The organism is Curvivirga sp. (assembly GCF_965219885.1).
Lineage (GTDB): Bacteria > Pseudomonadota > Alphaproteobacteria > UBA8366 > Aestuariispiraceae > Curvivirga.
Genome location: NZ_CBDCOT010000009.1, coordinates 1,355,560 through 1,382,555, shown reverse-complemented (window position 1 = coordinate 1,382,555; position 26,996 = coordinate 1,355,560). Strand labels below are relative to the sequence as shown.

31 protein-coding genes are annotated in these 26,996 nt (G+C 44.2%); 14 read left to right on the top strand and 17 right to left on the bottom strand.

What is annotated here, in order from left to right; genetic code table 11:
* Nucleotides 1-16 precede the first annotated feature (16 nt).
* Both nudC and ACOQOA_RS12015 read left to right on the top strand, forming a co-directional pair.
* The gene (nudC, locus tag ACOQOA_RS12020) at nt 17-922 is read left to right on the top strand and encodes an NAD(+) diphosphatase (protein WP_420548866.1); all 906 of its coding nucleotides are present in this window, start codon (nt 17-19) and stop codon (nt 920-922) included.
* 14 nt (nt 923-936) lie between these two features.
* Nucleotides 937-1,734 carry a hypothetical protein gene (locus ACOQOA_RS12015; protein WP_420548865.1) on the top strand — a complete coding sequence of 266 codons (798 nt, stop codon included), beginning with the start codon at nt 937-939 and terminating at the stop codon, nt 1,732-1,734.
* Nucleotides 1,735-1,753: 19 nt separating this feature from the next.
* On the opposite strand, the gene ACOQOA_RS12010 is transcribed toward ACOQOA_RS12015, so the two are convergent.
* A complete protein-coding gene (locus tag ACOQOA_RS12010; protein WP_420548864.1) occupies nt 1,754-2,908 on the bottom strand; it encodes a prephenate dehydratase in 1,155 nt (384 codons plus the stop codon).
* Between the two features lie 130 nt (nt 2,909-3,038).
* Nucleotides 3,039-3,785 (bottom strand): J domain-containing protein, encoded by a 747-nt coding sequence (locus ACOQOA_RS12005; protein WP_420548863.1) that lies wholly within the window; start codon nt 3,783-3,785, stop codon nt 3,039-3,041.
* Nucleotides 3,786-4,119: 334 nt separating this feature from the next.
* On the opposite strand from ACOQOA_RS12005, the gene ACOQOA_RS12000 reads away from it, so the two are divergent.
* Entirely contained in the window at nt 4,120-4,470 is a 351-nt protein-coding gene (locus ACOQOA_RS12000; protein WP_420548862.1) for a helix-turn-helix domain-containing protein, read from the top strand.
* A 71-nt stretch (nt 4,471-4,541) separates the two neighbouring features.
* On the opposite strand, the gene leuB is transcribed toward ACOQOA_RS12000, so the two are convergent.
* Nucleotides 4,542-5,654 (bottom strand): 3-isopropylmalate dehydrogenase, encoded by a 1,113-nt coding sequence (leuB, locus tag ACOQOA_RS11995; protein ID WP_420548861.1) that lies wholly within the window; start codon nt 5,652-5,654, stop codon nt 4,542-4,544.
* Nucleotides 5,655-6,048: 394 nt separating this feature from the next.
* Between leuB and ACOQOA_RS11990 the strand changes: the two genes are divergently transcribed.
* Together ACOQOA_RS11990 and ACOQOA_RS11985 are read left to right on the top strand one after the other, a co-directional pair.
* A complete protein-coding gene (locus ACOQOA_RS11990; RefSeq protein ID WP_420548860.1) occupies nt 6,049-6,504 on the top strand; it encodes a hypothetical protein in 456 nt (151 codons plus the stop codon).
* Nucleotides 6,505-6,631: 127 nt separating this feature from the next.
* The gene (locus ACOQOA_RS11985; protein WP_420548859.1) at nt 6,632-7,093 is read left to right on the top strand and encodes a hypothetical protein; all 462 of its coding nucleotides are present in this window, start codon (nt 6,632-6,634) and stop codon (nt 7,091-7,093) included.
* Between the two features lie 64 nt (nt 7,094-7,157).
* Here ACOQOA_RS11985 and leuD read toward each other — a convergent pair whose 3' ends face one another.
* The 8 genes from leuD to ffh form a co-directional block, all read right to left on the bottom strand.
* Nucleotides 7,158-7,778, bottom strand: coding sequence for a 3-isopropylmalate dehydratase small subunit (gene leuD, locus ACOQOA_RS11980; protein WP_420548858.1), 621 nt, complete (start codon nt 7,776-7,778; stop codon nt 7,158-7,160).
* Between the two features lie 15 nt (nt 7,779-7,793).
* Complete coding sequence (locus ACOQOA_RS11975; protein WP_420548857.1) at nt 7,794-7,988, bottom strand: hypothetical protein; 195 nt, start codon at nt 7,986-7,988, stop codon at nt 7,794-7,796.
* Complete coding sequence (gene leuC, locus ACOQOA_RS11970) at nt 7,988-9,394, bottom strand: 3-isopropylmalate dehydratase large subunit (RefSeq protein ID WP_420548856.1); 1,407 nt, start codon at nt 9,392-9,394, stop codon at nt 7,988-7,990. The genes ACOQOA_RS11975 and leuC overlap by 1 nt, the downstream gene beginning before the upstream one ends.
* A gap of 312 nt (nt 9,395-9,706) precedes the next feature.
* Nucleotides 9,707-10,081, bottom strand: coding sequence for a 50S ribosomal protein L19 (rplS, locus tag ACOQOA_RS11965; RefSeq protein ID WP_155154451.1), 375 nt, complete (start codon nt 10,079-10,081; stop codon nt 9,707-9,709).
* 81 nt (nt 10,082-10,162) lie between these two features.
* Nucleotides 10,163-10,876, bottom strand: coding sequence for a tRNA (guanosine(37)-N1)-methyltransferase TrmD (trmD, locus tag ACOQOA_RS11960; protein ID WP_420548855.1), 714 nt, complete (start codon nt 10,874-10,876; stop codon nt 10,163-10,165).
* Nucleotides 10,869-11,444, bottom strand: coding sequence for a ribosome maturation factor RimM (gene rimM / locus ACOQOA_RS11955; RefSeq protein ID WP_420548854.1), 576 nt, complete (start codon nt 11,442-11,444; stop codon nt 10,869-10,871). The genes trmD and rimM overlap by 8 nt, the downstream gene beginning before the upstream one ends.
* Before the next feature lie 84 nt (nt 11,445-11,528).
* Entirely contained in the window at nt 11,529-11,915 is a 387-nt protein-coding gene (gene rpsP, locus ACOQOA_RS11950) for a 30S ribosomal protein S16 (protein ID WP_155154457.1), read from the bottom strand.
* Between the two features lie 110 nt (nt 11,916-12,025).
* Nucleotides 12,026-13,405 (bottom strand): signal recognition particle protein, encoded by a 1,380-nt coding sequence (gene ffh / locus ACOQOA_RS11945; RefSeq protein WP_420548853.1) that lies wholly within the window; start codon nt 13,403-13,405, stop codon nt 12,026-12,028.
* A gap of 412 nt (nt 13,406-13,817) precedes the next feature.
* Between ffh and dapF the strand changes: the two genes are divergently transcribed.
* From dapF to ACOQOA_RS11925, 4 genes are read left to right on the top strand one after another with little or no spacing between them, the layout of a single operon-like run.
* Entirely contained in the window at nt 13,818-14,648 is an 831-nt protein-coding gene (gene dapF / locus ACOQOA_RS11940; RefSeq protein WP_420548852.1) for a diaminopimelate epimerase, read from the top strand.
* A 2-nt stretch (nt 14,649-14,650) separates the two neighbouring features.
* Nucleotides 14,651-16,006, top strand: coding sequence for a tRNA (N(6)-L-threonylcarbamoyladenosine(37)-C(2))-methylthiotransferase MtaB (mtaB, locus tag ACOQOA_RS11935; protein WP_420548851.1), 1,356 nt, complete (start codon nt 14,651-14,653; stop codon nt 16,004-16,006).
* Nucleotides 16,007-16,029: 23 nt separating this feature from the next.
* A complete protein-coding gene (ftsY, locus tag ACOQOA_RS11930) occupies nt 16,030-16,950 on the top strand; it encodes a signal recognition particle-docking protein FtsY (RefSeq protein ID WP_420548850.1) in 921 nt (306 codons plus the stop codon).
* Nucleotides 16,951-17,259: an NIPSNAP family protein gene (locus tag ACOQOA_RS11925; RefSeq protein ID WP_420548849.1), complete on the top strand. Its 309-nt coding sequence runs from the start codon at nt 16,951-16,953 to the stop codon at nt 17,257-17,259.
* A 42-nt stretch (nt 17,260-17,301) separates the two neighbouring features.
* Here ACOQOA_RS11925 and ACOQOA_RS11920 read toward each other — a convergent pair whose 3' ends face one another.
* On the bottom strand, nt 17,302-17,862 hold the full coding sequence (locus ACOQOA_RS11920; RefSeq protein WP_420548848.1) for a cysteine hydrolase family protein: 561 nt from the start codon (nt 17,860-17,862) through the stop codon (nt 17,302-17,304).
* A gap of 110 nt (nt 17,863-17,972) precedes the next feature.
* Between ACOQOA_RS11920 and ACOQOA_RS11915 the strand changes: the two genes are divergently transcribed.
* Nucleotides 17,973-18,917, top strand: a complete 945-nt coding sequence (locus ACOQOA_RS11915) for a GlxA family transcriptional regulator (RefSeq protein WP_420548847.1) — start codon at nt 17,973-17,975, stop codon at nt 18,915-18,917.
* Between the two features lie 5 nt (nt 18,918-18,922).
* Here ACOQOA_RS11915 and ACOQOA_RS11910 read toward each other — a convergent pair whose 3' ends face one another.
* Nucleotides 18,923-20,020, bottom strand: coding sequence for a response regulator (locus ACOQOA_RS11910; protein WP_420548846.1), 1,098 nt, complete (start codon nt 20,018-20,020; stop codon nt 18,923-18,925).
* A gap of 119 nt (nt 20,021-20,139) precedes the next feature.
* On the bottom strand, nt 20,140-20,400 hold the full coding sequence (locus ACOQOA_RS11905; RefSeq protein ID WP_420548845.1) for a hypothetical protein: 261 nt from the start codon (nt 20,398-20,400) through the stop codon (nt 20,140-20,142).
* A gap of 186 nt (nt 20,401-20,586) precedes the next feature.
* On the opposite strand from ACOQOA_RS11905, the gene ACOQOA_RS11900 reads away from it, so the two are divergent.
* Nucleotides 20,587-21,435 carry a DMT family transporter gene (locus ACOQOA_RS11900; protein ID WP_420548844.1) on the top strand — a complete coding sequence of 283 codons (849 nt, stop codon included), beginning with the start codon at nt 20,587-20,589 and terminating at the stop codon, nt 21,433-21,435.
* A 75-nt stretch (nt 21,436-21,510) separates the two neighbouring features.
* Nucleotides 21,511-22,107, top strand: coding sequence for a septation protein A (locus tag ACOQOA_RS11895; RefSeq protein ID WP_420548843.1), 597 nt, complete (start codon nt 21,511-21,513; stop codon nt 22,105-22,107).
* On the opposite strand, the gene ACOQOA_RS11890 is transcribed toward ACOQOA_RS11895, so the two are convergent.
* Complete coding sequence (locus ACOQOA_RS11890; protein WP_420548842.1) at nt 22,104-22,667, bottom strand: NUDIX domain-containing protein; 564 nt, start codon at nt 22,665-22,667, stop codon at nt 22,104-22,106. The two genes, ACOQOA_RS11895 and ACOQOA_RS11890, sit on opposite strands and share 4 nt — an antisense overlap.
* A gap of 32 nt (nt 22,668-22,699) precedes the next feature.
* On the opposite strand from ACOQOA_RS11890, the gene ACOQOA_RS11885 reads away from it, so the two are divergent.
* The gene (locus tag ACOQOA_RS11885) at nt 22,700-23,809 is read left to right on the top strand and encodes a methyltransferase domain-containing protein (RefSeq protein WP_420548841.1); all 1,110 of its coding nucleotides are present in this window, start codon (nt 22,700-22,702) and stop codon (nt 23,807-23,809) included.
* On the opposite strand, the gene ACOQOA_RS11880 is transcribed toward ACOQOA_RS11885, so the two are convergent.
* A complete protein-coding gene (locus ACOQOA_RS11880; RefSeq protein ID WP_420548840.1) occupies nt 23,806-25,023 on the bottom strand; it encodes a PQQ-dependent sugar dehydrogenase in 1,218 nt (405 codons plus the stop codon). The genes ACOQOA_RS11885 and ACOQOA_RS11880 overlap by 4 nt on opposite strands.
* Before the next feature lie 58 nt (nt 25,024-25,081).
* On the bottom strand, nt 25,082-26,272 hold the full coding sequence (locus tag ACOQOA_RS11875) for a phosphoglycerate kinase (protein ID WP_420548839.1): 1,191 nt from the start codon (nt 26,270-26,272) through the stop codon (nt 25,082-25,084).
* Nucleotides 26,273-26,453: 181 nt separating this feature from the next.
* On the opposite strand from ACOQOA_RS11875, the gene ACOQOA_RS11870 reads away from it, so the two are divergent.
* Nucleotides 26,454-26,921, top strand: coding sequence for a GNAT family N-acetyltransferase (locus tag ACOQOA_RS11870; protein ID WP_420548838.1), 468 nt, complete (start codon nt 26,454-26,456; stop codon nt 26,919-26,921).
* The last annotated feature ends 75 nt before the right edge of the window (nt 26,922-26,996 follow it).

Here is a 26,996-nt window from a genome sequence, read left to right as displayed (position 1 = left end):
TGAAGCGGGAAGGCAAATGCGCAAAAATTACTATGTGCATCCTAATCTAGACAGATCAGGACATTTACGTGCAAATCAGGATGAAATCACAAGAATGCTCCGCACAAGCGAGGCAACACTTCTACCTGTTTGGCGTGCAAAAAGCTTGATTCAAAATGCTAACGACGTACCAGAACTTGCCAATATCCCCCTTGATATAATGACAACTGTTCTAGAAGACGGTAAAGGCATTTCATTTCTTGGAATCATGAATGAAAAACCTCATTTTGCTATTGATTTATCACATCATGATGAACCTCCCTTACAGGAACATGGTGAATTTTATGACTTACGGGAAGTCGGCCCTACCATGTCTGCTGAACAAGGGGCGCTGGCTGCGTTTGCCAGGGGCATAACCCATTGGCACGCTCATCATCAGTTTTGCGGTAAATGTGGCCACCCAACCACCAATATGGATGCAGGACATCGTCGTAAATGTGTTAACCCGGAATGTGAAAAAGATCATTTCCCAAGAACCGATCCTGCTGTGATCATGCTTGTCCAAGATGAACAAGGCCGCGCATTATTGGGGCGTAGCCCACACTTTTTCGAAGGTATGTATTCAACTCTGGCAGGTTTTGTGGAACCGGGAGAAACTCTAGAACAGGCCGTTTCCCGTGAGGTTTATGAAGAAACCGGGGTTTATACCAAGGATGTTACATACCATTCCTCACAACCCTGGCCTTTCCCCTCCTCTTTGATGCTTGGCTTCAACGCAGTTGCAACAAGCCATGAGATTAACATTGACCCTGTCGAAATTGAAGATGCACGCTGGTTTACCAGAGAAGAATTAATTGAAGGGGAAGCGATAGGAAAATATCGCACACCGCGCAAAGATTCCATTTCCTGGATTCTTATCTCCGACTGGTTAAGTAATAAATAATAGCAGCAAATATTATGGAACTTTTCATCGCAAAGATCGCGTCATCAATATTGGCCGTTTTAGTTCTATCTTTTATAGCAGAGCGCGTAAGCCCACGTGCGGGTGGCATCATGGCGGGCTACCCGCTTGGAACCGCTATTGCCCTATTTTTTATTGGCTTAGAGAACGGGTTAGAATTCGCGACCGACGCCGCCCTTTACACCCTGCCAGGCTTTGTTGCCGCAATGATGTTAGCCGCAGGATATTTTATCGGCTTAAGAACCGCCCTTAGACCTAGAGTTTTGATTTCAACCATCTTTGCTTTCGGTGCCTTTGGCATAACATCTTTTCTATTAAAGTTGCCAAGTTATAATATTTATATGGCGGTATTGATTCCAGTTATTGCCATACCAGTTTTTACCTATGCATTTCGTCAAATTGAAAATACGAAAGTTGGAAGGCCAGTCAAAACAACCCCAACAATTCTGCTAATTCGCGCCACAGTGGCCGCTGCGATGGTCCTGATCATCACTGGTGTCGCCTCAGCTATTGGACCTGTCTGGTCAGGTTTATTAGCCGCATTCCCCGTCAGTATGGTTCCATTCCTAATAATGATGCATCTCACTTACGGAGAAAATCAGGCTTTAACAATTATCAAGAACTATCCCGCCGGATTGGGCGCCTTAGTTATTTACACACTTACAGTTTATTTGTGCTATCAAACGCTTGGCGTTGCTATTGGCACCTTACTGTCTTTTGCAACAGCGACGATTTATCTAGTTGGATATGCCAGCATCCTTAAATCAAAAGAAAAAAGAGCGGCTATTCTATAACCGCCTTTGATATCTATACTTACTTCTCCAAGCTACGTTTTTGAAAGGTACCTAGTATCTTAACTTTGCTGGTAAAGAACTGTAGCTCTTCAAACGCTCTATCCACAGCCTTATCAGCAGGATGGCCTTCAATCTCGGCATAGAAACGTGCTGTCCCCGTATCAGCAATTGAAATATAACTTTCAAGCTTAATAAAGTTCACGCCATTGGTTGCAAAACCACCCATCGATTTATATAGAGCTGCTGGAATACTGCGTACTTGAAAGACAAAGCTTGTTAAACAAGGGCCGGAACGCGGATCAGGCTCAATCCTTGTCCGTGACATCACGATAAATCGGGTTACATTCCCAATTTTATCCTCTACGCGATTACGTAATACTTCCAAATCATATGTTTCTGCAGCAAGACTGCTTGCTACCGCACCAATTGTTGGATCATTCAATTCCGCAATTTCCCTGGCCGCCCCAGCTGTATCCGCATGCTTAACCGGATCAATTTTCAACTCTCGTAAGGTGTTCCGACATTGCGCCAAAGCTTGCGTATGACTGCGCACTTCTTTTAGAGACTGCAAGTCAGCGCCTTTTGGCGCCAAAATATTGTGGTGGACCGGCTGAAAATGCTCTCCAATTATATAAAGACTAGATTCTGGTAGCAGATGATGAATATCTGCAACCCGACCACCTAGCGAATTTTCAATCGGAATCATGGCCAGGCCAGCTTTACCAGTTTCTACAGCTTCAAAAGCATCTTCAAAACTTGGACAAGACATTGGCTCCATATCTGGAAAGGCTTCACGACACGCCAAATGAGAATAAGCGCCAGGCACGCCCTGATAGGCGATGACGGGATTTTCTTCTGATGGATGCTTGAACATTGTTGTCTCCAATTTTTGAAAGGATGCACGATAAAAGTTTTCAGCTTCTGGCTGATAATATTGCGTTGAAACAGATGAGGCAGCGGCAGCTTCAGTTTGCGGCTTTGGAACGTCACCAAACATAAGCCATTCTACCGAGATATCTAATTCCCTTGCCAAGGCTTCAAGATGATCTCGCTTTGGTTCACGATGTCCTGCCTCCCATCTATTCAATGTAGAATGAGATACACCAATCTTTTCAGCTAAATCATGTTGACTTAACCGGCGTTTTTTACGAGATTGCTTTATTCTTTGCTTCATAGGTCATTTTTGTGCAACTAAATATATAATTGTGCAAATTATGCACAAAATAATTTTGATGCAACAAGTTTTTTGCCATATAAGCAATTTTCCTCGCTGACTGAAGAAATTTATACAAAAAAAGACAGGATTAAAGAATGGTACGACGCAACAATGAAATCGCGTCATTTAATTGAGCCATACGCTCATGCCCACCCAATTCACTATCAGGATGGTGGATAGTCGCCATCAAACGGAAACGTTGCTTAACCTCATCCATTGTTGGGCGTGCAGTTGGCGGAAAACCAAGCACATACAAGGCCTCCTCATGGGTTTGCACTCCGCCCTTTAACAGATCAAACGACATTGCTGTAATAATTGTGTGCAGGCGAATAATCTGCTCCCGATCCATCTCTGCTTGCTCCGATTTTTTCGGAAGCGACGGATCGTCAAGATTAATAGTCAAAGTTCCATCATCTAGCTTGAGCGCCAAGGCAAGAGCCTTACGAATAGTCACCATATCGTAACCAGCAGGCATACGCACTTGCAAACGAGGCTTACGACGCCAAGGCTTACCCGCACTAGGACCGGATTTTAATATAATTGTTTCTCGATCTTCCAGGTCAGGCTCTCCAGGATCCGAGACAGAATCTATGACCTCTTCAGGTAAGGTCAACATAACAGAACGCGCAATATCACCAACGTTAACATTTCGACGTTCAGCTAATTCGCTTACTCTATCACGAAATTCAGAAGCACATGGGATCGCATAAGAAACTTTCCTTTGCGACGGCACTTTAGCAACCGCACGAATAGCTTCCACTAAGCTATCATCTTGCGATTTATCATCAGCCACAATATCGGCACCCTTGTCGTTCAGCGCAGCGCCCGCTTCCATGATGCATATTCCCTTACAAAACCAAAGGCAAAACCAAAGGCTTAACCCACCTACTACTTTTGTAGATAAGTCTCATATGATGGCTGATTCTCATATTTTTTCAAGACATAAAAATCGATTCGCCCTTCACTCTCTCACCTGAATAATCTCTCTCAAGACAATACTCGCATAAGATTCTCACAATAAGAGCATGCAACCATAGATAAATATTGCTGTTGCAATTTTATACAATTCCACTATATTAGAGAGGAGTGAAGTGACAGAGGCTGCCTGCCTTCAACCCTATGGCCCTTATAATGAATAAGGAAAGAAACTCAAAAGGGAGACTTGTCACATGCCCCATCCAACAGATGTACATGTCGGACAAAAAGTTCGCGAAGCACGCGTTACCAAAGGTTATAGCCAAGAAGATCTTGGTAAAAAACTTGGCATTAGCTTCCAACAAGTTCAAAAATATGAAAAAGGAACCAACCGGATAGGATCTAGCCGATTATGGGAAATTTCCCGGGCCCTTGATTCACCTATCACATATTTCTTTGATGGGATTAACGCCGAGGGCGCACAAGCTTCAGGAAATATCCCGCGTAGAACGATTGAACTCGCAGGAAAAATTGATGCGATTAAAGATGAAAATATTCGCAATCAAATCTTAAACTTGATTAAAGCGTGCACAGGAAAAAAATAGTGCATAGATGCATTTAAAAGCCCCACAGATATTTCTGAGGGGCTTCAAATGTAATAACTTACAATCGCGTGTTAGGCAGACAATTTATCCAATTCTGCCAATACTGCATCACCGAAACCAGAACAGCCAACCTGCTCACATCCATCAGCCATGATGTCACCTGTGCGCTTACCGGATGTCATTGCGTTTTGAATTGCTTGCTCAATCATATTCGCATCTTCTTGCAAATCGAAAGAATAGCGAAGTAACATTGCGAAACTCAACATAGTTGCACTTGGGTTGGCTAAATCCTTACCCGCAATATCAGGTGCAGAGCCATGCACAGGCTCGTACAACGCCTTACGGTTTCCGTTTTCGTCAACACCACCCAAGCTCGCGCTTGGAAGCATCCCCAAAGAACCGGTTGCCATCGCAGCCGCATCACTCAACAAATCACCGAAAAGATTATCTGTTACAATCACATCAAACTGCTTAGGATTTTTTACCAATTGCATTGCACAATTGTCCGCTAAAATATGATGTAATTCGATATCATCATATTCACCACTTTGATGCATTTCGGTTACGATATTTTTCCAGAATAATCCTGTTTCCATAACGTTGGACTTTTCTGAAGAATGAACTTTTTTGCCGCGTTTACGGGCGAGATCAAAGGCAACAGCTGTAACACGTTCAATTTCCGCTCGTGTATATGCTTGCGTATCAACACAACGTTCGACACCTTCATAGGTTTGCATACCACGCGGCTCACCGAAATATACCCCTGAAGTCAATTCACGAACAATCATGATATCCAAACCAGAGATCACTTCTGGCTTCAAAGTAGACGCATCTAAAAGCGCATCAAATGTCACCGCCGGACGCAAGTTTGCAAACAGGTCCATATCTTTGCGAAGACGAAGCAAACCAGCTTCTGGGCGGGCGTGACGCTCAACGTTATCATATTGCGGGCCACCTACAGCCCCAAACAACACTGCATCCGCGGACATTGCATCAGCCATAGTTTCGTCTGTGATCGCTTCTTTGTGCACATCATAACATGCACCACCAACCAATCCTTCTTTAACATCAAAGGAAACGCTACGGCGCTTAGCCATCCAATCGATAATACGACGAACTTGATTACACGCTTCAGGACCAATGCCATCGCCAGGCAACATCAAAATTGTTTTATTGGACGCCATCTTAAAGACACTCCGCTTTTCTTTTTTGGTTTCGGGAAACCCCATTATCGAAAAAACAACTTTCCTGACAGAAAATATCAAAAAGTCATCTTTTCCTGCTAAAATATTGCCCTTTTCTTATAGCTTCATCCCCCTTTTGACCAGCAAAAAGGCTTCAAAATAACCTTTCCATATTTTCCAAAACAAAATAAGGCCATCAAGCCATTCAAGAATACAAATATCATATTGAAAACAAATGCTTTATGATCTTTTTCAAGGCCTCAATAGATAAAATTTTAGAAAAATTCAAAAATAAACTTGACCTAACTCGCCTTTATCGCGTGTAATTAAATCTACTCATATTCCTGCGTGCAGTGGATTGGCTTACAGGGGCAAGTGTGAATAAGAGGTATATATGCAAAACCAAACAGCTCAAAAGGCAGATGAAGACATTGATTTATTCGATGATTTTGATCTGGATTGCTCTTTTCAAGAGGATGGGGAAAATCTTGGAGAAGAGTTTAATGTGGACCCGGAAGCGATCAGGCGATCTGTGGAAGAGTTCCATAAAATTTTCACCCAACAAGAAGGGGACCTTAGCGTCGCCAGCGGTGCCATGTTGATGTATCAGCATCTTCAGGCAGCGGGATATCAAACTGATATCTCTATTGAGGATCAAAAAGCAATTGTATCCGCAAGTAGTGAGAATCAAGAATTGAAAATGGCGCTCATTGACCGCGTAGAAGATCTATTGGATGAGATGGTTGTCGTTGAACATAATTGGAAAACAGACAATTTTAATGTGCATTCAATTTCGACGAATACATTGAAAGATCAAATGAGTGTTACAATCCAATTTCATACTATTTAACAAAACCTTAACAGCTTGTATTTTAACTAAATCCCTAACGAAAAGGTCAATAGAGATATTGACCTAAAAAGGCTGTATCACTATATATCCGCTTCTTTTAAAAGTTCTAAAGACTCAGGATATGTGAATGAACGATATTGTTTTATTTGATGATACGGATGAGAGTATCGACCTATTTGAAGAAATTGATCTATTCAATTTAGAGGACGATATTGTAACTGTAGATTCGGAAACAGTTGAAGAATATGATCCAGAGTTGATCCAGAAATCTGTTCGAGAATTTTACGAAATCTTTAATCGGGAAGAAGAAGAGCTTTCAATTGCCAGTAGCACCATATTGCTACATCAGCATTTAAGCAATTCTGGTTATAAAACCAATCTTTCAATTGAAGATACACGTGCATGGGTGAAAGCAAGCACACATATCTCTGCACTAAAAGAAGCGCTAATCGATCGTGTTGAAAGCTTGCTTGATGATATGTGCTATGTTGAACGTGCATGGAATACAGATAGTTTTACAGTACATTCTGTGCTGACAAAAACCATCGAGAATGCACTAGAAGTTCAAATCAATTTTAAAACCATCTAAATAAAAAAAGCGCAGCCATATAAGCTACGCTTTTCTTGTAAAGCTAGATAAAGATTATCTTACATTATGCAGATGCACCAAACACCCATGGTGCTTGCTCTTTACGTGTCTCTTCATAACTTTCAATCTTATCTGATTTTTGCAAAGTCAGGCCGATATCATCAAGACCGTTCAAGAGGCAATGACGGCGGAATTCATCCACGTCAAATGCGTATTCTGTACCATCAGGATCAACAACTTTTTGGTTTTCAAGATCAATTGTGAAAGTCGCATTGCCACCACGATCTGCTTTTTCCATTAAGCTATCAATTACTTCACGTGGTAACTTGATCGGCAAAATACCGTTTTTAAAGCAGTTGTTATAAAAGATATCTGCGAAGCTTGGCGCGATCACACAGCGGATACCAAAATCCAACAAAGCCCATGGCGCATGTTCACGGGAAGATCCACAACCAAAGTTATCACCAGCCACCAAGATTTGCGCGCCTGTATAAGGCTCTTTATTCAATACGAAATCTGCTTTTGGAGAACCATCAGATTCATAACGCATCTCATCGAACAGGTTCTTACCCAAACCTGTACGGTGAATTGTCTTCAAGAATTGCTTTGGAATGATCATATCTGTATCAATGTTGATAAGATCAAGAGGAGCCGCAATCCCTGTCAATGTTGTAAATTTATCCATCAGGAAATTCCTCCCTTAAGCTTTTTTCTTGGATTGGAAATCAACGATAAAAGACAGAAAATCTTCAAATTCTGCTTCTACGTCACTTACCACATAATCATCATTTGCAGCTTGATATTCAGGGATATCAACCACAAAGCTATTGGTCTCAAGATCGTGGCCAAGCATATAGCTCACCCAATCTTCTTGCTGTAAGGCCGCATTCAACATTAAATGAACTCCCGCACGTCAGCCAACTTACCTTTGATGGCAGACGCCGCCGCCATTGCAGGGCTCACCAAATGGGTGCGGCTGTCGCGGCCTTGACGGCCTTCAAAGTTACGGTTGGATGTGGACGCGCAACGCTCACCCGGCTTCAATTTGTCATCATTCATTGCCAAACACATGGAACAACCCGGCTCGCGCCAATCAAAACCAGCCGCCTTAAAGACCTTATCCAAACCTTCTTCTTCGGCTTGCATCTTCACTAGACCAGAACCCGGCACTACCATGGCATGAACACCATCCGCAACTTGCTGACCTTCTGCGATTTTTGCAGCCGCACGTAAATCTTCGATACGACCATTTGTGCAAGAACCGATGAAGACTTTATCAATTTCAACGTCGGTCATTGGTGTACCAGCTGTTAGGCCCATATAAGCAAGTGCACGTTCCATAGCAGCTGCTTTATTTGGATCAGCAGAATCTTTTGGATTTGGTACCGTATCTGTAATTGCCACCACGTCTTCAGGGCTAGTCCCCCAAGTCACAACCGGTGCAATATCTTCTGCTTTGATGTGAATTTCATGGTCATATGTCGCGCCTTCATCAGATGGCAATGCGGACCAGTAAGCAACGGCTTTTTCCCAAGCATCGCCTTTTGGCGCCATTGGGCGGCCTTTAACATAAGCAAATGTCTTTTCGTCTGGCGCAATAATACCCGCACGGGCACCGCCTTCAATTGCCATATTACAGATGGTCATGCGACCTTCCATGGAAAGATCACGAATTGCGCTACCCGCATATTCAATCACATAACCTGTACCACCTGCCGTACCAATACGGCCGATAATTTCCATAGTGATGTCTTTTGCTGTTACACCCGGTGCCAATTCACCTTCAACAGTGATCAACATGTTTTTCGCAGGTTTTTGCAACAATGTTTGTGTCGCTAAAACATGCTCAACTTCTGACGTACCAATACCAAACGCCAGGGAACCAAATGCACCATGTGTCGCTGTGTGACTATCACCACACACAATGGTCATACCCGGCAAGGTAAAGCCTTGTTCCGGACCAACGATATGTACAACGCCCTGACGAACGTCTTCTACTGGGAAGTATGGAACACCAAAGTCAGCAGTGTTTTGAACAAGTGTTTCCACTTGAATACGGCTTTCTTCGTTTTCAATACCTTTGGAACGATCCGTTGTCGGCACGTTATGATCCGCAACAGCCAAGGTTTGCCCAGGTGCACGCACTTTACGGCCGGAATTACGAAGCCCTTCAAATGCCTGTGGGCTGGTTACTTCGTGTACCATGTGACGGTCAATATATAGAAGGTTTGTTCCGTCTTCTTGTGTTGCCACTACATGGCTGTCCCAGATTTTATCAAAGAGCGTACGGGGATTACCCATGGTTCCTCTCCCATTATGTTACCCAAATCATATTTGGGTGATCACATATCGAAAAATATTTTAATCCTGATCAGACCGCATTATATCACGATCTGTATTTTGTATGGGCTGCAAAATGCCTCAAATCCTCAGAAAAAGCCAGCTTTTGAGAGTTGGAACAGTTGTTCCTGACACTCAACATTCCCTATGATTGCATAAAGAAATATTATTTCAGCTTTTTATAAGCAGAAGGCACATATGGCATTAGCGGCGCACCTGATCAGGTGCCGCCGCTATCACCAAAAGACCCATAAGAAGCCTAACTAATTAAAATTAGTCAGCTTTCTTGGTAACGCGGCGCTCAACGATACGAGCTGCCTTACCTGTACGGCCACGCAAGTAGTATAATTTCGCACGGCGAACTTTACCGTAACGTACTACTTCGATGCTGTCCAAACGTGGGCTGTAAAGCGGGAATACACGTTCCACACCTTCACCGTAAGAAATCTTACGAACTGTGAAATTAGAGTTTAAGCCAGCGTTTTTACGACCGATACACACGCCTTCGAAAGCCTGTACACGTTCACGGGTGCCTTCGACAACTTTCACGTTAACGCGAACTGTGTCACCAGCTTGGAATTCAGGGATGCCACCTTCAGGTGTACGCGCGTCCAACTGTTCCTTTTCCAATTGCTCGATAATATTCATTGGTCGAGTCCTTTCTGAGTTTAATACTCGATGTGCAGTGGTTTGGGGCCTCTACCCGAAACATACTCCATCTAAAATTTTCTATTCCGCATCACCCACATATGTCGAAAAAAGATCCGGTCTACGTTCCTTTGTGATCTCTTTGGCTTGATCCAGACGCCAGTCCCGAATTTTGCCATGGTTCCCACTTAAAAGAACTTCCGGTGTTTTTCGACCCTCCCAGTCACTGGGGCGGGTATATTGCGGATATTCAAGTAATCCGCTTGTAAAACTTTCTTCATCCAGCGATGCATCTGCGCCAAGAGCCCCCGGCAATAGACGCACCATACTGTCTAACATCGCGATGGCGGCTGGTTCTCCGCCCGACAGGACGAAATCACCAAGACTGACTTCGCGTATCTGGTGTTTATCCAACACCCGCTGGTCAATGCCTTCATAACGCCCACATAGGATTTTAACGCCGTCTTCCTCTGCCAGTTCCTGCGCAATACGCTGATCAAAGCGTTCACCACGCGGGCTCATATAAATCAAAGGACCCGGTTTGTCAGATACAGCCTCAATGGCTGCATCAATCACATCGGGGCGCATCACCATGCCCGGACCACCACCAAATGGTGTATCATCCACTGTGCGATGCTTGTCGGTTGCAAAGTCTCTGATCTGAACCGTCTCTAACTCCCAAATGTTAGCTTCTCGTGCCCGCCCCGGTATGGAGTATTCCAAAGCTCCGGAAAACATTTCCGGAAAAAGGGTTAACACAGTCGCCTGCCATTTCTGGGAAGACGAATCAGCCATTCCTGACCTCTTCACCGTCTGACGAGCCATCTTCCATATCTGCTACATCAGCATCACGTTCACTCACCTCAACAGGTGGGATCACAATCAGATGACCAGCATCAATATCAATGGTTGGAACCACTTCCATGGAGAAAGGCAGCATAACTGACTTTCCGTCATAACGGTGGACTTCCAAAATATCGCCAGCGCCGAAATTAAACAAAGCCTTTACGACACCATATTCTTCGCCATCCTCTTCCAAGGCTTTCAGGCCAACCAAATCCGCATGATAGAATTCATCCTCATCCGCTTCTGGTAATTTGTCCCGGGCGATGAATAACTCAGTCCCTTTCAAGGTTTCTGCTTTATTCCGGTCTTTTACTTCAGCAATTTTCGCAATCAATTGACCTTTTGCCTGACCGATGATGGAAAGGTTGAAAGTCTCTTTGCCAGCTTCATCAGATAACGCCCCATAGGAAGTCAGCTGAGCCGGGTCTTCGGTGAAACTTTTCACCTTAACCGCTCCGCGGATTCCATGGGCGCCTGTGATGACACCTAAACAGAGTTTTTCAACTTCATTCGCCATAATAATGCGCGTCCGTCTCAATCAATTAGTCAAATTCATGCAAAATCAATTACTGAACTTGAAAGTTTTACGAAAGAAAACTGCTTATTCAGCAGCAGCTTCTTCTGTTGCAGCAGCCGCAGCTTCAGCAGCTGCCGCCAATTTCTCTTCTTTCTCACGAATACGCTCTTTTGTGCGTTCGCTTTGTTCTGCTTTCTTTGTTTGACGAGGGATCAAACGCTCGCCCATATCAGCAGCAGCCAAGAAACGTGCAACACGGTCTGTAGGTTTCGCGCCAACAGACATCCAGTGTTTTACACGCTCAGCGTCGAACAATACGCGATCAGCGTGATCTTTTGGTAACATCGGATTGAAGGAACCAATCTTTTCGATGTAACGACCATCACGAGGCATACGGGAATCAGCAACTACGATACGGTAGTAAGGGCGCTTCTTCGCACCACCACGTGCAAGACGAATTTTCAAGCTCATGGGTCTCTACTTTCTATTTAGTTTAAACCTTGCGGTTATTTGAGGTCTGCTTTCGCATTCCCCGCTTCAATTAAGCTCGGCATTGTCACCAAGTTGGGGTTTAGATCATTTTAACGTCTAAAACCGCCACCCGGTGGCATCATATTGGGAGGGATCATACCGCCGAGCGAACGCATCAACCCCTTTTCTCCCAACTTTGAAACTTTTTTCATCATCTTGGACATCATCTGATGTTGTTTCAGGATTTTATTAACTTCCTGCACAGATGTGCCAGAACCCGCCGCGATACGTTGCTTACGTTTCGCATGGATGAGTTTCGGGTTCTTACGTTCCGCCTTTGTCATGGAAGAAATAATAGCTTCCTGACGGACAATCATTTTGTCATCGATGCCGGCACCAGCCATCTGCTTTTTCATCTTGCCAACACCTGGCAACATGCCCATCAGGCCTTCCATGCCGCCCATCTTGCGCATTTGCTTTAATTGCTTGGCCATATCATCAAGGTCGAACTGACCTTTCTGCATCTTCTTGGCCAGCTCTTCAGCTTCTTCTTCGTCAATTGTTTCCTGTGCTTTTTCAACCAAGGAAACAACATCGCCCATGCCCAAAATACGATTAGCAAGACGATCGGCATGAAATTCTTCAATTTCATCCATCTTCTCGCCAGTACCAAGGAATTTAATCGGGCAATTGGCAACTTTACGCATGGACAACGCCGCACCACCGCGTGCATCACCATCAATACGGGTCAGAACAATACCTGTCAGGGACATCTTTTGATTAAAGCTATCCGCGACAGTCACCGCATCCTGACCTGTCATAGAATCGGCAACCAACAAAATTTCTTGTGGGTTTGTCACCGCTTTTACAGCAGCAACTTCATCCATCAAGCCTTCGTCGATATGTAAACGACCTGCCGTATCAAGCATCACGATATCGTAACCACCAAGCTTACCGGCCTGCATCGCACGCTTTGCGATATCAACAGGTTGTTGACCCGCAACGATTGGCAAGGTTTTAACGTCTACCTGCTCACCCAATACAGCCAATTGTTCTTGCGCCGCAGGACGCGCCACATCAAGAGAAGCCATAAGAACTTTCTTACGTTCTTTCTCTTGCAGGCGTTTTGCAATTTTTGCTGTGGAGGTTGTTTTACCAGAACCTTGTAGACCCACCATCATAATCGCAACAGGTGGCTCACCTAGCAGATTAAGCCCTTGGCTTTCTGCACCCAACATATCCACCAAGGCATCATGAACAATTTTAACAACCTGTTGACCCGGAGTCACAGATTTTAAAACAGCTTCACCAACCGCTTTTTCTTTCACTTCCTTGATAAAGCTTTTCACAACAGGGAGAGCAACATCAGCATCCAGCAACGCCAAGCGAATTTCGCGCATTGCTTCAGATACGTCAGCCTCTTTCAAGGCGCCGCGACGCTTCAAGCCATCAAATACAGAACCAAGACGGTTACTTAATGTATCAAACATTGTGCTCTCAAACCTTGTTGATATGCTTTTCAGTGATTGAAAAACCAGTTCAAAATCAACAACAAAACCTGTAAAAAAGGCCCAAAGCAAAACGCGCCAGTGTGCGAACCCTCGCAGACTGACGTTGCCCCACAGGACTTAGGATTACCTAGGTTGTGGCTGATTTGTTGCACGGCTTATACGTATTAATGCTTTACCTGTCAAGTGTAAGTCACGGTTTTTCGCGGTTTTCCGACTCTTTTTCGATTCCCGTTGGACTTTTCCACAATAAAAGCTATAACCGCGCGGTTTGAAAGACGAATTGGAACAGATTTCATTATCATTCGACTTTTCAATTTCATCACCTATATTAAGGAAAACTTGGACAGAGTCGATAGTCGACACTTGCCATATTATTTACGGACATAGAGTTATGGTTGCTTTTCGCAAAATGCATGGTTTGGGGAATGATTTCATCGTGGTTGATAATCGCGATGGTAAACTCAAGCTATCTGATGAGCAAATCAAACTGATGTCCCATCGCCGCCTTGGCATTGGCTGCGACCAGTTTATTATTCTGGAGCCAGCACAAAATTCAGATGCTGACGTTTTCATGCGCATTCACAACCCGGACGCTAGCGAATCCGGCGCTTGTGGCAATGCGACACGATGTGTCGCGTCCTTGATTATTGCCGAAACAGGACAAAGTGAAATCATCATTGAAACTTTGCGCGGGCTACTGCCAAGCAAGGAAGTCGGTGACGGCCTTTATTCTGTAAATATGGGTGGCGCCTTGCTTGATTGGCAAAATATTCCACTGTCCAGAGATATAGACACAACAAAACTTCCAATCGAAGTAGATGGCGCAGCCACCCCATTTGCCGTTGGCATGGGTAATCCTCATTGTGTCTTCTTTGTAGATGACGCAGATAAAATCAATCTTGAAAAAGTGGGCCCCGAAGCAGAACATCATCCACTATTCCCAGAACGCACCAATGTCGAATTTGTCAGTAAAAAATCTGATGGCAGTTTGCGCATGCGAGTATGGGAACGTAGTGCCGGCATTACTATGGCTTGTGGTTCCGGCGCCTGCGCGGTAGGTGTCGCTGCCTTTGAAAGCGGCTTTACCGATAATCGTAAAATGGACATTGAATTGGATGGCGGTGTCCTTACAATTGAATATCTGGAAAATGGGGATGTTATTATGACAGGCCCAGTTGCCACATCCTTTATCAGTGATTTTGATCTGGATGAGGCCGCTTGATCATGGTGAGTGACATAAATACCAATCCGCCAGAGGCCGAAAATGGCACTGACGATCCAATCCAGCCACGCCCCGTCGAAGAACATGTAGATAATAATCTGGACATCGTGACTTTTGGCTGCCGCCTGAATTCGTATGAATCCGAAGTGATGCGGGATAATGCCCGAAAAGCTGGTCTTGAAGATGCGATCATTTTTAACACCTGCGCCGTAACGTCAGAAGCAGAACGCCAAGCACGCCAAGCGATCCGCCGTGCAGCACGGAACAATCCCAATGCAAAAATTATTGTGACAGGCTGTGCAGCACAAGTGAATAGTAATCAATTCGCTGAAATGCCGGAAGTCAGTAAAGTCATCGGCAATATGGAAAAGCTTGAACAAGAAAGTTTTAATCCAGCCTCTTTCGGCATCGAAGCTTCCGAAAAAGTACAAGTTAACGACATCATGTCGGTAAAAGAAACTGCGAACCATTTGGTTGCTGGTTTCGAAGGACGTGCACGTGCTTTTGTACAAGTTCAAAATGGCTGCGATCACCGTTGCACCTTCTGCATTATTCCTTATGGCCGTGGCAATAGTCGTTCTGTACCGATGGGCGAAATTACACAACAGGTAAAATCCCTTGTTGAAAATGGTTATAAAGAAATCGTCCTCACCGGAGTGGATATCACGTCATATGGTGCTGATTTACCGGGCACGCCGTCTCTAGGACAAATGGTCAGACGCCTTTTACAAGCCGTGCCGGAATTACCACGCCTTCGTATATCTTCCATCGACTGCATCGAAATGGATGAAGATCTGTTTGATGTGATTGCAAATGAGCCGCGCCTTATGCCGCATCTGCATTTATCTCTGCAGGCGGGCGATGATATGATCTTAAAGCGGATGAAGCGTCGTCACGGACGACAAGACGCAATTGATCTTTGCAAACGCTTGCGCAACATACGTCCGGATATCGTTTTTGGGGCCGACCTAATCGCGGGCTTCCCGACCGAAACAGATGAAATGTTCGAAAACACCCTGAAGACTGTAGAAGAATGTGGTTTGCTTTACCTACATGTCTTTCCGTATTCTGAACGTCCGGGCACACCAGCTGCGCGTATTCCAAATCAAGTGCCAAAGAATATTCGTAAAGAACGCGCCCAGAAAATCCGTGAAGCAGGCAAACTTCAGGAGGCAAAATATCTGGAAAGTTGCATCGGGACAGAAGCCCAAGTCCTGTTTGAACGTAACGGTCTTGGTCGAAATGAACAGTTTGCTTGTGTAAAGCTGTCGATTGATGTACCCGATGGCACGTTATTAAATGTCAAAATCACCGGGCGGGACGGCATAACCCTCATCGGTGAACCGATAGAATCCTAAATCAGGATTAAGTGAGAGGTCTTATGAGTGGCGGTTGGTTTTCCAAATTAAAAGCTGGTCTTTCTAAATCTTCCAATAAATTGGTTGGCGGTATCACAGATGTTTTCACCAAACGAAAACTGGACGATGACGCATTAGAAGAGTTGGAAGATATCTTAATTGCAGGTGATCTTGGCCCTCAAACAGCAATGAAACTGACCGAAGCATTGGCAAAAAATCGTTATGATAAAGAAATCAGCGATGAGGAAGTGCGTACAGTTCTATCAGAAGAAATCACCAAAATTCTGGAACCAGTTGCCAAGCCGCTTGAGATTAACAAATCCCATAACCCGCATATCGTACTTGTTGTGGGTGTCAACGGATCTGGCAAAACCACAACCATCGGCAAACTTGCAAAGCATTATAGCGAAAGCGGTTTAAAGGTGATGATGGCGGCGGGTGACACCTTCCGTGCAGCAGCGGTTGAACAATTGAAAATCTGGGGTGATCGTACAGGCTGTTCCGTTGTTGCACGTGATACAGGCGCTGATGCCGCGGGCCTTGCTTTTGATGCTATAGAACAAGCGCGTAATGAAAATGCAGATGTGTTACTGATTGACACTGCTGGTCGACTTCAAAACAAAAAAGATTTAATGGCTGAACTTGAAAAAGTTATCCGTGTCATTAAGAAACTGGCGCCAGACGCACCACATGACGTTCTGATGGTTCTAGATGCGACAGTTGGGCAAAATGCCCATTCCCAAGTTGAAATTTTCCGAGACACCGTTGGGGTTACCGGTCTTGCCCTAACCAAATTGGATGGCACCGCCAAAGGTGGTGTACTTGTAGCTTTAGCTGAAAAATTCGCATTACCTGTTCATGTGATCGGGGTTGGCGAGCAAGCCGATGACATGCGCCCGTTTGAGGCAAATGCTTATGCTCGCAGTTTAATGGGATTGGATTAAATGATCACTTGTTATGTGAAATACGAAGTCGATATCTATAAAGTAGATGAGTTTGAAACATATGCCAAAATGTGGATGCCAATTGTTGAACGTTTAGGCGGCACCCATCATGGCTATTTCCTACCGCATGAAAGTGCAGGTGATCTGGCCGTTACTTTATTCTCCTTCCCAAGCCTCGCCGCTTATGAGGAATACCGGATCAAAGCAGCCGAAGATGAAGAGGCAAAAGCAGCCTTGGATTACGCTGATAAAACAAGATGTTTTCATCGTTTTGATCGCGAATTTCTACGTCCTGTTTTTCCAGAATAAAAAGAAAGCCATGAAGTATACACTTCATGGCTTTCTTTAATATTACAGGCTACTGACAATAACATCCGTTGATTTGATTTCTGCATAGCCCATCCCCAAATTGGCCATATAGGCTGCATGCACTTGATCTGCGGGGACCTCAACACCATTGAATTCTGTCGGTAATGCCGCACAGGCATCTTCGGCTACAGAAACACTATACCCTAAATCAGCCGCAGCACGTGTGCCTGCATCAATACACATATTGCTCATAGCACCTGCAATCACCAGATTTTTGACACCAATTTCATCTAGAACTTCTTTCAGATTAGTGTCTCTGAAACTATTAGCAAATTGCTTCACGATTAAGGGTTCCCCCTCTTTCGGTGTAACAGTTTCATGAATATGCGTGCCATCAGTTCCTGGCACAAAGAAAGAAGACTCTTCTGTTGGGAAAATATGTTGTACATGCACAACGGATAATCCCTTTTCACGAAAAGCAGATAACAATTCTCCCGCTTTCAAAATTGCATTTTCCGCGTTTGGCAAGGCACATTTAGCCCCTTCGAAGCTTGGGAAGTAATCGTTTTGCCAATCAATAATGAGTAAGGCTGTTTCGGACATTTTTTTCTCTCCATATTTTAGATAATCGTTTCTGTTGAAGAGAATATTGCTCATCCATCGTAAATTTGTTAGTGTCATTAATGACATATTAAATGTTAAAAGTGACAATCATGAAATCATATAATATTGCAATTCTGAAATACCCCTCCGTTTTAAAGTCAGCCGTTTTCGGGTTACAGGAAATGTTTCTCCTGACCAATGAAATTGCAAAAAATCTTGATGTTCAAGTGCATATCAGCACGGAAACCTTCGCTCACGACAACCTGCCCAAATCAGCAGATAGACATACCGCAGTGATCGTCCCACCGAGTTTGGGAGATACCTATCATAGCCACGAAGATAAGGCTGTTACTGCATGGTTGCAAAATTGCAAACAGCAAGGAGCACTACTCAGTTCTGCCTGCGCGGGGAGCTTTTTGCTAGGGCACGCTGGCGTCTTAAGGCATCGCCCAGCCACCACTCACTGGGCTTTAGCTGAGAAATTCACCGAAACTTTCCCGGATACTAATCTGGATATCGATAAGATTCTGATTAACGATGGAGATATTCTGACAGCAGGCGGGTTAATGTCCTGGCAAGATTTAGGGTTGGAACTTGTCAGTCAACTCACAAGCCCACAAGTGATGCGGGTTCTGGGAAAATGGTTACTGATAGATACAGGGCAGAGAGAACAAAGATATTACGATAGTTTTCGCCCACAACGAAATCATGGAGATGAGGTCATCTTGGCTGTCCAAGATTATTTACAGCAAGAATACCATAAAGCCATTCAAATCAATCAACTCTACGATCAATATGCAATTGGTTCACGTACATTCCTGAGACGCTTTACAAAAGCCACAGGTTTGAAGCCGAATGAATATCTACAACGCCTACGCATTCAAAAAGCATGTGACAGCTTAGAATCCAGTCCGACAACGGTTGAAACCATAGCACATAAAGTAGGCTATGAAGATGTAAATGCTTTTCGTAAGACCTTCATTAAAATCACAGGCCTGACCCCAAAAGAATTCAGAAATCGTTTCAGTAAAAAATTGGAAACTGAAAACGACTAGACGAACTAGCCGCCTTCTTCCATCTGCTGATGTTTATCTTGGGCTTCGCGCAAACTATTCAACAATTCTTGACCTGTACGACCACCATCGCCTTTAATTTTCTGCCCCATGACCACACGAATGAGATCAATATGCGCAGAAATCAAATCCAATAAAGGCCCGGTAATACGTGTACCTTCTTCGGTGCATTCATATAGAGACTTACCAAACTGCGTCATTAACGGATAGCCAAAGATCCCACCTTGACCACGTAGTTCCAACGCAATGGTATGAATTGTATTTAAATGTTCTGCTTGTTCAGCAGGATCATCCATAAATTCAATGGCACGGTGATGTGCTTGTGTAAGTTTTTCGATGGAATCTTGCACCCAATCTGCATAATCAGACTCCATATCCTTCACTTTATTTTCAGCTGCATCCAACAAAGCCATATCAAATGCTGGTTCTTCGTCGCTACCCGCACCGCCAAAGCCAGTCGCAAGTTTCTGTTTTAGATTCCGTGGCTTACGAATTTCCCAGATACGTTTCTTACTTTTACGTAAAGAGGATAAGTCCTTACCGGAATGAACGATTTCTTTATCTTCTTTTGTCGACACACGACGGTCTTCCGCCACAGGACGTTGGCGACGACGGCGATCGGGGCCAAAGAATGTAGGACAATAAATATAAGGACGAGGACGTTCCACACATGCTGTTAATCGGGATGCCAACATGGTCGCAGAGAACGGTTTTGCAAGAAACTCATCAATACCCGCATCACGCGCTTTTTCAATGACTTCACGGTCTGCAGCGGCAGACACCATGATAAACGGAATAAAGCGGTCAGGCGACCGATCATGACGACGCACCCAATGTAAGAACATAGTGCCATCCACCAGTGGCATAAACTGATCACAAATGATCAAATCAATACCGGACATTCCAACCATGGATTTTGTTTTCTTACCCGCAGGTGACATGATGGCGATAGCTTCTTCACCATTTTCCGCAGTAGAAATGCGCTCAATACCCAATGCACGCAGAACCCCAACAATCAGGGAACGCATAAATAAACTATCTTCTACTACAAGAACAGATAAGCGACTGAAATCGTAACGTGCCATTAATTTGAAACTCTTTTTTCTTTTCTATTTAGCCCAGACCCAATTTCGCCAATTTAACAACGAAATAAACCTATTGAAAAGCAAATAGATGTTTAAAATGCAGATTTCTTGATGAAAGTTTAAACGAGGATATTTAGATAGTAACCACGCTGCGGGATATCAGCACGTGGCTTTCCCTCTGTATCACGGGTTAAGAGCTTTGCCAAACGATCAAATGCAGCGCGTAAATTATAAGGATCGCGCTTTGGTGCAGACTTACGTGGTTGCGCTTCGGGTAGACGCGTAGATGCATCCCCAACGTTTGATCCACGCGGACGACTGACAGGCGCTTGAATTAAACCGCCACCTGATTGGCCAATAGAAGAATTTCTTTCACTCATGACCTCACGATACCTGAAACTTCCATAACGGTCTAGCCAATAACCACTTTATCGGCATTTTCTAACCATAATCGTCACATATAGAACTCATAAGCATGAATAATTACTCATGCATAAGTGAAGAATTCGAGATTGGTATTTCCTGTTCTGACTGCTAATCAAACAGGCGTTAAGTCGGAGAAAGAAATGAGTTTAGACATCATTGCGATAACTATGGTTTTAAGTGCCGCAGTTTTACATGCCAGTTGGAATGCCTTAGTAAAATCAGCAGCCGATAAATGGATGTTGTTTGGATCCATGACTTTACTCGGCGCCATTGTATGTCTTTTTGCCTTACCTTTTCTTCCAATGCCAGATGGAGAAACCTGGCTATGGCTTGTATTATCAACCATAATCCATTTCACATACTATGCATTATTGCTCATGTCTTATAAAGTCGGGGATTTGAGTAAGGTATATCCAATTGCGCGCGGCTCAGCGCCCATCCTTGTCGCATTAGGTAGTTTTCTTTTTGCCGGAGAAATTCTATCCACCCCCGCTTACATTGCAATCATCCTTTCCAGCCTTGGCATTATGGCTTTAGCCTTTGAAAAGGGTATGCCCCAAAAAGGAGACCGCAAACCTATCGTCTTGGCCATACTAACAGGTATGATGATTGGGGCTTATACAATTACGGATGGATTAGGTGTCCGCAGCACGGAAAACAAACTCACCTATATCTTCTGGCTTTTCACATTAGAAGGCATTCCTTTCTTGATTTGGATTGCCTATCGCTGGAAAGCATATCTACCTTTCCTTCAAAGTAACTGGAAATATGCCGTAGGCGGTGCCTTTGCCTCCCACACAGCATATGGCCTTGTTATGGCTGCACTTGCTGTTGGTGGCATGGCGTCCGTCTCCGCACTTCGGGAAACCTCTGTCATTATCGCCGCAATTATTGGCACAGTTCTTTTGAAAGAAGCATTTGGTAAATGGCGTATCGCAGCTGCAGGTATGGTTGGAAGCGGTGTGATTTTTCTAAATTTCTTCGGCTAAAATGACAAAGCTATCCTTGCGGAGTTGAAAGTTAATCGTTAAAGACTAAATCCTCTATAGAAAAAGAGGATAACCATGTCAGATCATCAAAACGTCACTACCGAAAACAAAGAACCCAAATGGGTAAAGACATTGGTGGATTACGGTCCGCTTGTGGCATTCTTTATCACTTATTGGAAGACAGATGATCTGATCGATGCGACCAAAGTCATTATGGCAACAACCGCAGCCGCTATTTTGATTTCCCTCATCATTACCCGCAAACTCCCTATCATGCCGTTAGTGACTGCTGCTGTTATCGGAATTTTTGGCGGTCTTACAATTTATCTAAATGATGAAACTTTCATCAAAATGAAACCAACGATTATTCAAGCGGCCTTTGCCCTCATTCTGGGAGTTGGAGTGCTTTTGAAAAAAGTTTGGCTAAAACATCTTTTTGGGGGCGCAATGAAAATGCCGGATGCGGCATGGCGTACACTCACCATACGTTTTATCGGTTTCTTCTTATTCAGTGCGGCTTTAAATGAAATTGTCTGGCGCACTCAAAGCACAGATCTTTGGGTAAATTTCAAAGTTTTCGGCTTATTGATTTTAACATTTGGCTTTATCGCAACCCAGATGCCTTTCATGTCCAAACATATGATTGACGACGAAGATAAAAATGACGCTTAAAGCTTAAGCGTCTCCCCCATATTTCCAAAGGGTGCAAAATCTTTGCGCTCTTTACTTTCCTGATATTGCTTTAATGCCCAATGAACGGTTGGGAATGCCAGTTCATTCCATGGAATATCGGCCCAGTCAAAAAGTGCGACTTCCAAACTTTCTTCGCCTGCGTCAAAGACAGGCTCTGCAATTGTGGCACGATAGATCATCTGAACCTGTGAAATACGTGGAATAGTATAAATCGCAAGCAGCGCATTGATATCAATCTTGGCGCAAGCTTCTTCCCAAGCTTCGCGGGCAGCCCCCTCAGCGGGCGTTTCATTTAATTCCATATAGCCCGCTGGAATAGTCCAATATCCATGCCTTGGTTCGATTGCGCGGCGACATAACAATATTTTTTCACCATAAGTGACAACAGCCCCCGCAACCATCAACGGGTTTTCATAGTTGATAAAGTTGCATTCAGGGCATACAAGACGTTCTACCGTATCGCCTTCGGGGATTTGCCGAATACGTGGGCCGCCTGAAATGTGATCATTTGGACTAGACATGGATGCAGATTGCGCCATGATTGGCTGAACAGCAACAGGAAAATGAATAAATGGCTAGCATTGAATTAGATTTGGAAACTGCGATGGATCATTACCGCGAGGGGGAACTGGATGCAGCGAAAGCCGTTTATGATGAAATCCTGAAAAGCCACCCAGATAATCAGGAAGCTTTAGATTGGCGTGGCGAAATTGCCATCCAACAAGATGAATATGAAATAGCATCTAAATGCCTTGGTCGCAGTAAAGAGCTCTATCCGCACGATTTCGATGAAAACTGCAAACTTGGTCTGGCCTATTATGAGTTAAGTGAAGCTGAATTAGCTGTTGATACTTTAAAAGAGGCAATTGATCTAGACGCAGACGATCTGGTTTCCCATTCAAATCTGGGTAAGTCCCTCTACGATTTATATAATGCCGGATTGACGACACCCCATTTGAAAGAAAAAGCGCAACGCATTGCCCTTGATTGGGTGACAAAGTTTCCAGAACAACCTGATGCTGCGCATATGGGCGCTGCTGTCGCAGGATTACCTGCGCCAGAACGCGCTAATGATGCTTATGTGGCTGACGTGTTTAATGATTTTGCGCCGGATTTTGAAGACAAGTTAGAGGAACTCGGTTATCAAGCCCCAAAGCTCTTACATCAACTTCTTCAAGATCAACTCGCCCCCCAAGGTGAAAAACTTTCTATTCTTGATGCTGGATGTGGCACTGGACTTTGCGGCCCGCTTTTACGCCCTTGGGCAAGCAAACTACATGGCGTCGATCTAAGTCCGGGCATGCTGGAAAAAGCCTCTGACAAAGGCGATTATGACGCTCTTGATGAAGCTGAACTCACTGGGTTTATGAATGAGCATCGTATGCAATATGATCTTGTCGTTGCAGCAGATGTTTTTTGTTATTTCGGTGATCTGGAAGAAATCTTTGCCGCCAGCCGCGAATGCTTGAAAGGCAATGGTCATCTTGCTTTCTCATTAGAATGCAAAAAAGTCATCAATTACGAATTACATGCCAGTGGTCGTTACAGTCATTCAGAAGACTATGTTTTAAACTGCCTGCGCAAAACCGGCTTTAATTTGATTAGAAAAGAACAAGCCGTTCTTCGCTGGGAATATGGCAGCGAAGTTAACGGCATCATAGTGCTCGCCCAAAAGGCTTAATTTAAATATGATACGCGCCAAATAGTGCCGCCTCGTGCGTCACTAACGATAACAGCGCCTGTTTCATCTATCGTAAGACCAGCTGGACGCCCCCAAACTTTAGCCGTCGTATATTGCTCATCAGGATTTAGTCGAAACCCTGTGAGGAAATTGATATACCGCCCTGTTGGTTTCAAATCTTCAAATTCCACACGAACAACTTTATAGCCTGTTGGATTAGCCGCATTCCAAGATCCATGTAAGGCAACCAGCGCGTCATCCTTCCATTTTTCTGGCACATTTGCATCATGGAGAAATACAAGTCCTAGAGGGGCAGAATGTGAGACGAATAAAACGTCTGGCACTATAGATTTTTGCACAAGATCAGGCCGAAGATGCGCCATACGTGGTTGTGGATTTTGACCGATATACGCATAAGGCCAGCCAAAGAAATCTCCTTTTTCCACTTTGGTAAAGTAATCAGGTACTAAACCATCCCCCATGCCATCACGCTCATTCACCACCGTATACACTTCATCTGTAACAGGGTGGAATGCGGTGCCAACTGGATTACGAAGGCCAAACCCATATATACCGCGACTTTCCAATTTCCCTTGTGAGGTAAAGGTAAATTCTTTCAAAGCGGCACGGGGTAAGTCTTCTTCGGAAATATTGGAGCGACTTCCAATAGCCGCAATCACTTGTTGTCCATCTTTTGAAATCGCCAGATTTCTGGTCCAATGCCCGCCGGATGGCCCTAATTCGTTTGGCTGGGTGAGAATTTCAGCATCGGCACGAAGATCTTCCAAATCCAAACGCCTGATATAGTCTAGGTCAGCGACATAAAGATTTTTGTCATAAATAGCTAAGCCATGTGGCGTATCGAAATTTTGTGGTAAAACCTCAACATCATCAACCACCTGATCCCCATCACTATCATATAGTCGTGAGAGTTGATCATGCGAAGATTGTGCGAGAAAGATGTCTCCATTTTCGGCCGTTACCATATTTCTTGGATGTGCGATATCCTCAAACAGCAATTGAACATCAAAGCCTTCCGGCGCAATCGGCTTCATATCTTCGTTGCGCGTCACAAGTCTTGACGAGCGACTTGTCGATTCAGTTGCATATGGCTTTGCCAGCTTATCAGGATCCACATAAAAAACTTCACCCGGTTGCTCAGCCAGCGTGCTTGTAGAAATTACTATCCCACCAAGATAAAAAAGAAGAGGCATGATTTTTTTCATGCCTCTAGCTTAACTCAGAATTTTCTGAACTCAAATCACGAATGATTTATGCATTCACTAATGCAGCAACACCGGGTAGTTCTTTACCTTCCATCCATTCAAGGAAAGCGCCGCCTGCTGTTGAAATATAAGTCAAATCCTCACTTGCGCCCGCATGTGCCATCGCAGCAACTGTATCACCACCGCCTGCGATAGAAACAAGCTTACCAGCTTTGGTCAGTTCTGCTGCTTTTTGAGCAACTGAAACGGTTCCCTTGTCGAAAGGTTCAATTTCAAACGCCCCAAGTGGACCATTCCACAACAGTGTTTTACAACCATCCAACTTTGCATTAAGCGCAGCAATACTATCTGGACCTAGATCAAGGATCATACCTTTCTCCTGAACTGCTGTTACAGGGCGGATCTCCATATCTGCACCTGCTTTGAACTCTTCCGCAACGGCACCATCAACAGGTAACAAGATTTCACAATTGGCTTCATTAGCCTTACCAAGAATTTCCAAGGCTGTGTCTTTTAAATCTTTTTCACAAAGACTTGCACCGATATCGGTACCCATTGCGTAAAGGAATGTATTAGCCATGCCCCCACCAATTACCAGCATATCCACCTTATCCACCAAATGCCCTAAAACAGCCAGTTTTGTGGATACCTTCGCCCCCCCTACAATTGCCATGACCGGATGATTTGGATTTCCCAAAGCAGCATCTAATGCTTTCAATTCTGCTTCCATATTGCGACCTGCAACGGCTGGTAAGCGTTTTGCAATTGCTTCGGTCGACGCATGGGCACGATGCGCAGCAGAAAAGGCATCATTCACATAAATATCGCCAAGTTTTGCTAAACTATCGGCGAAAGCATTGTCATTCTTCTCTTCTTCAGCATAATAACGCAAATTTTCCAGCATCAAGACATCACCGTCTTTCATAGCAGCCACAGCGCTTTCTGCTTTCGCCCCAATGCAATCATCAACAAAGGCAACTTCGCATCCCAGAGCCTCTGCCACAGCATCTTGAATATGACCTAAAGACATTTCCGGAACGGGTTGACCTTTCGGGCGACCAAAATGGCTCAACAAAACAACACGTGCCCCCGCAGCTTGTAAATCACGGATGGTAGGTAATAGACGAACAATACGGGTATTATCAGTTACCACGCCATCTTTCATTGGTACATTTAAGTCACCACGCACCAAAACTGTTTTGCCATTTACATTCACATCATCAAGGGTTTTAAACATTGCGTTCTCCATATCGCTCGCCCAGCTATTTTCATGCATTTTCCGCTTTGAAACTGTCAGTCAGATACTAGATTTTGACCAATAAGAAAAGGTGTATGTTCGCCTGGTTAAACTGATTTCGATGGAAAATTGAAATAGAGGCCGTAAAATACATTTCAACGACTTTAACAGGATGAAATTCATGGAAATAAAAATTGATGATTTAAGTGGTGATGAGATTAAAAATCTGCTGCAAGTTCATCTGGATACAATGGCCTCTATCTCGCCACCTGAAAGTTGTCATGCGCTCGATTTAGATGGATTAAGACACGATAGCGTAACCTTTTGGACTGTTTGGGAAGAAAATGAGCTTGTTGGGTGTGGCGCCCTAAAAGAACTTGGCAACCAAGAAAGCGAGCTAAAATCCATGCATACGCCAGCCAAACATCGCGGCAAAGGCATCGCCGCGAAACTTGTCAGCCATATTATTGAGACAGCAAAATCCAGACGTTTGACAAAAATCAGTCTGGAAACGGGGGCACAGCCGGAATTTAAGCCCGCTCGTGATTTATATTCAGGCTTCGGATTTATCGAATGCCCGCCATTTGGTGAATATATATATGATCCAAACAGTACCTTCATGAGTTTGGATTTGGCCAAAGCAAGTTAAAACAATTCTCACCCCTTGGCAGTCATGCAAACCACTGGTATCGTTGCGTCAAATTCAACTAAAAAAACTAATTTA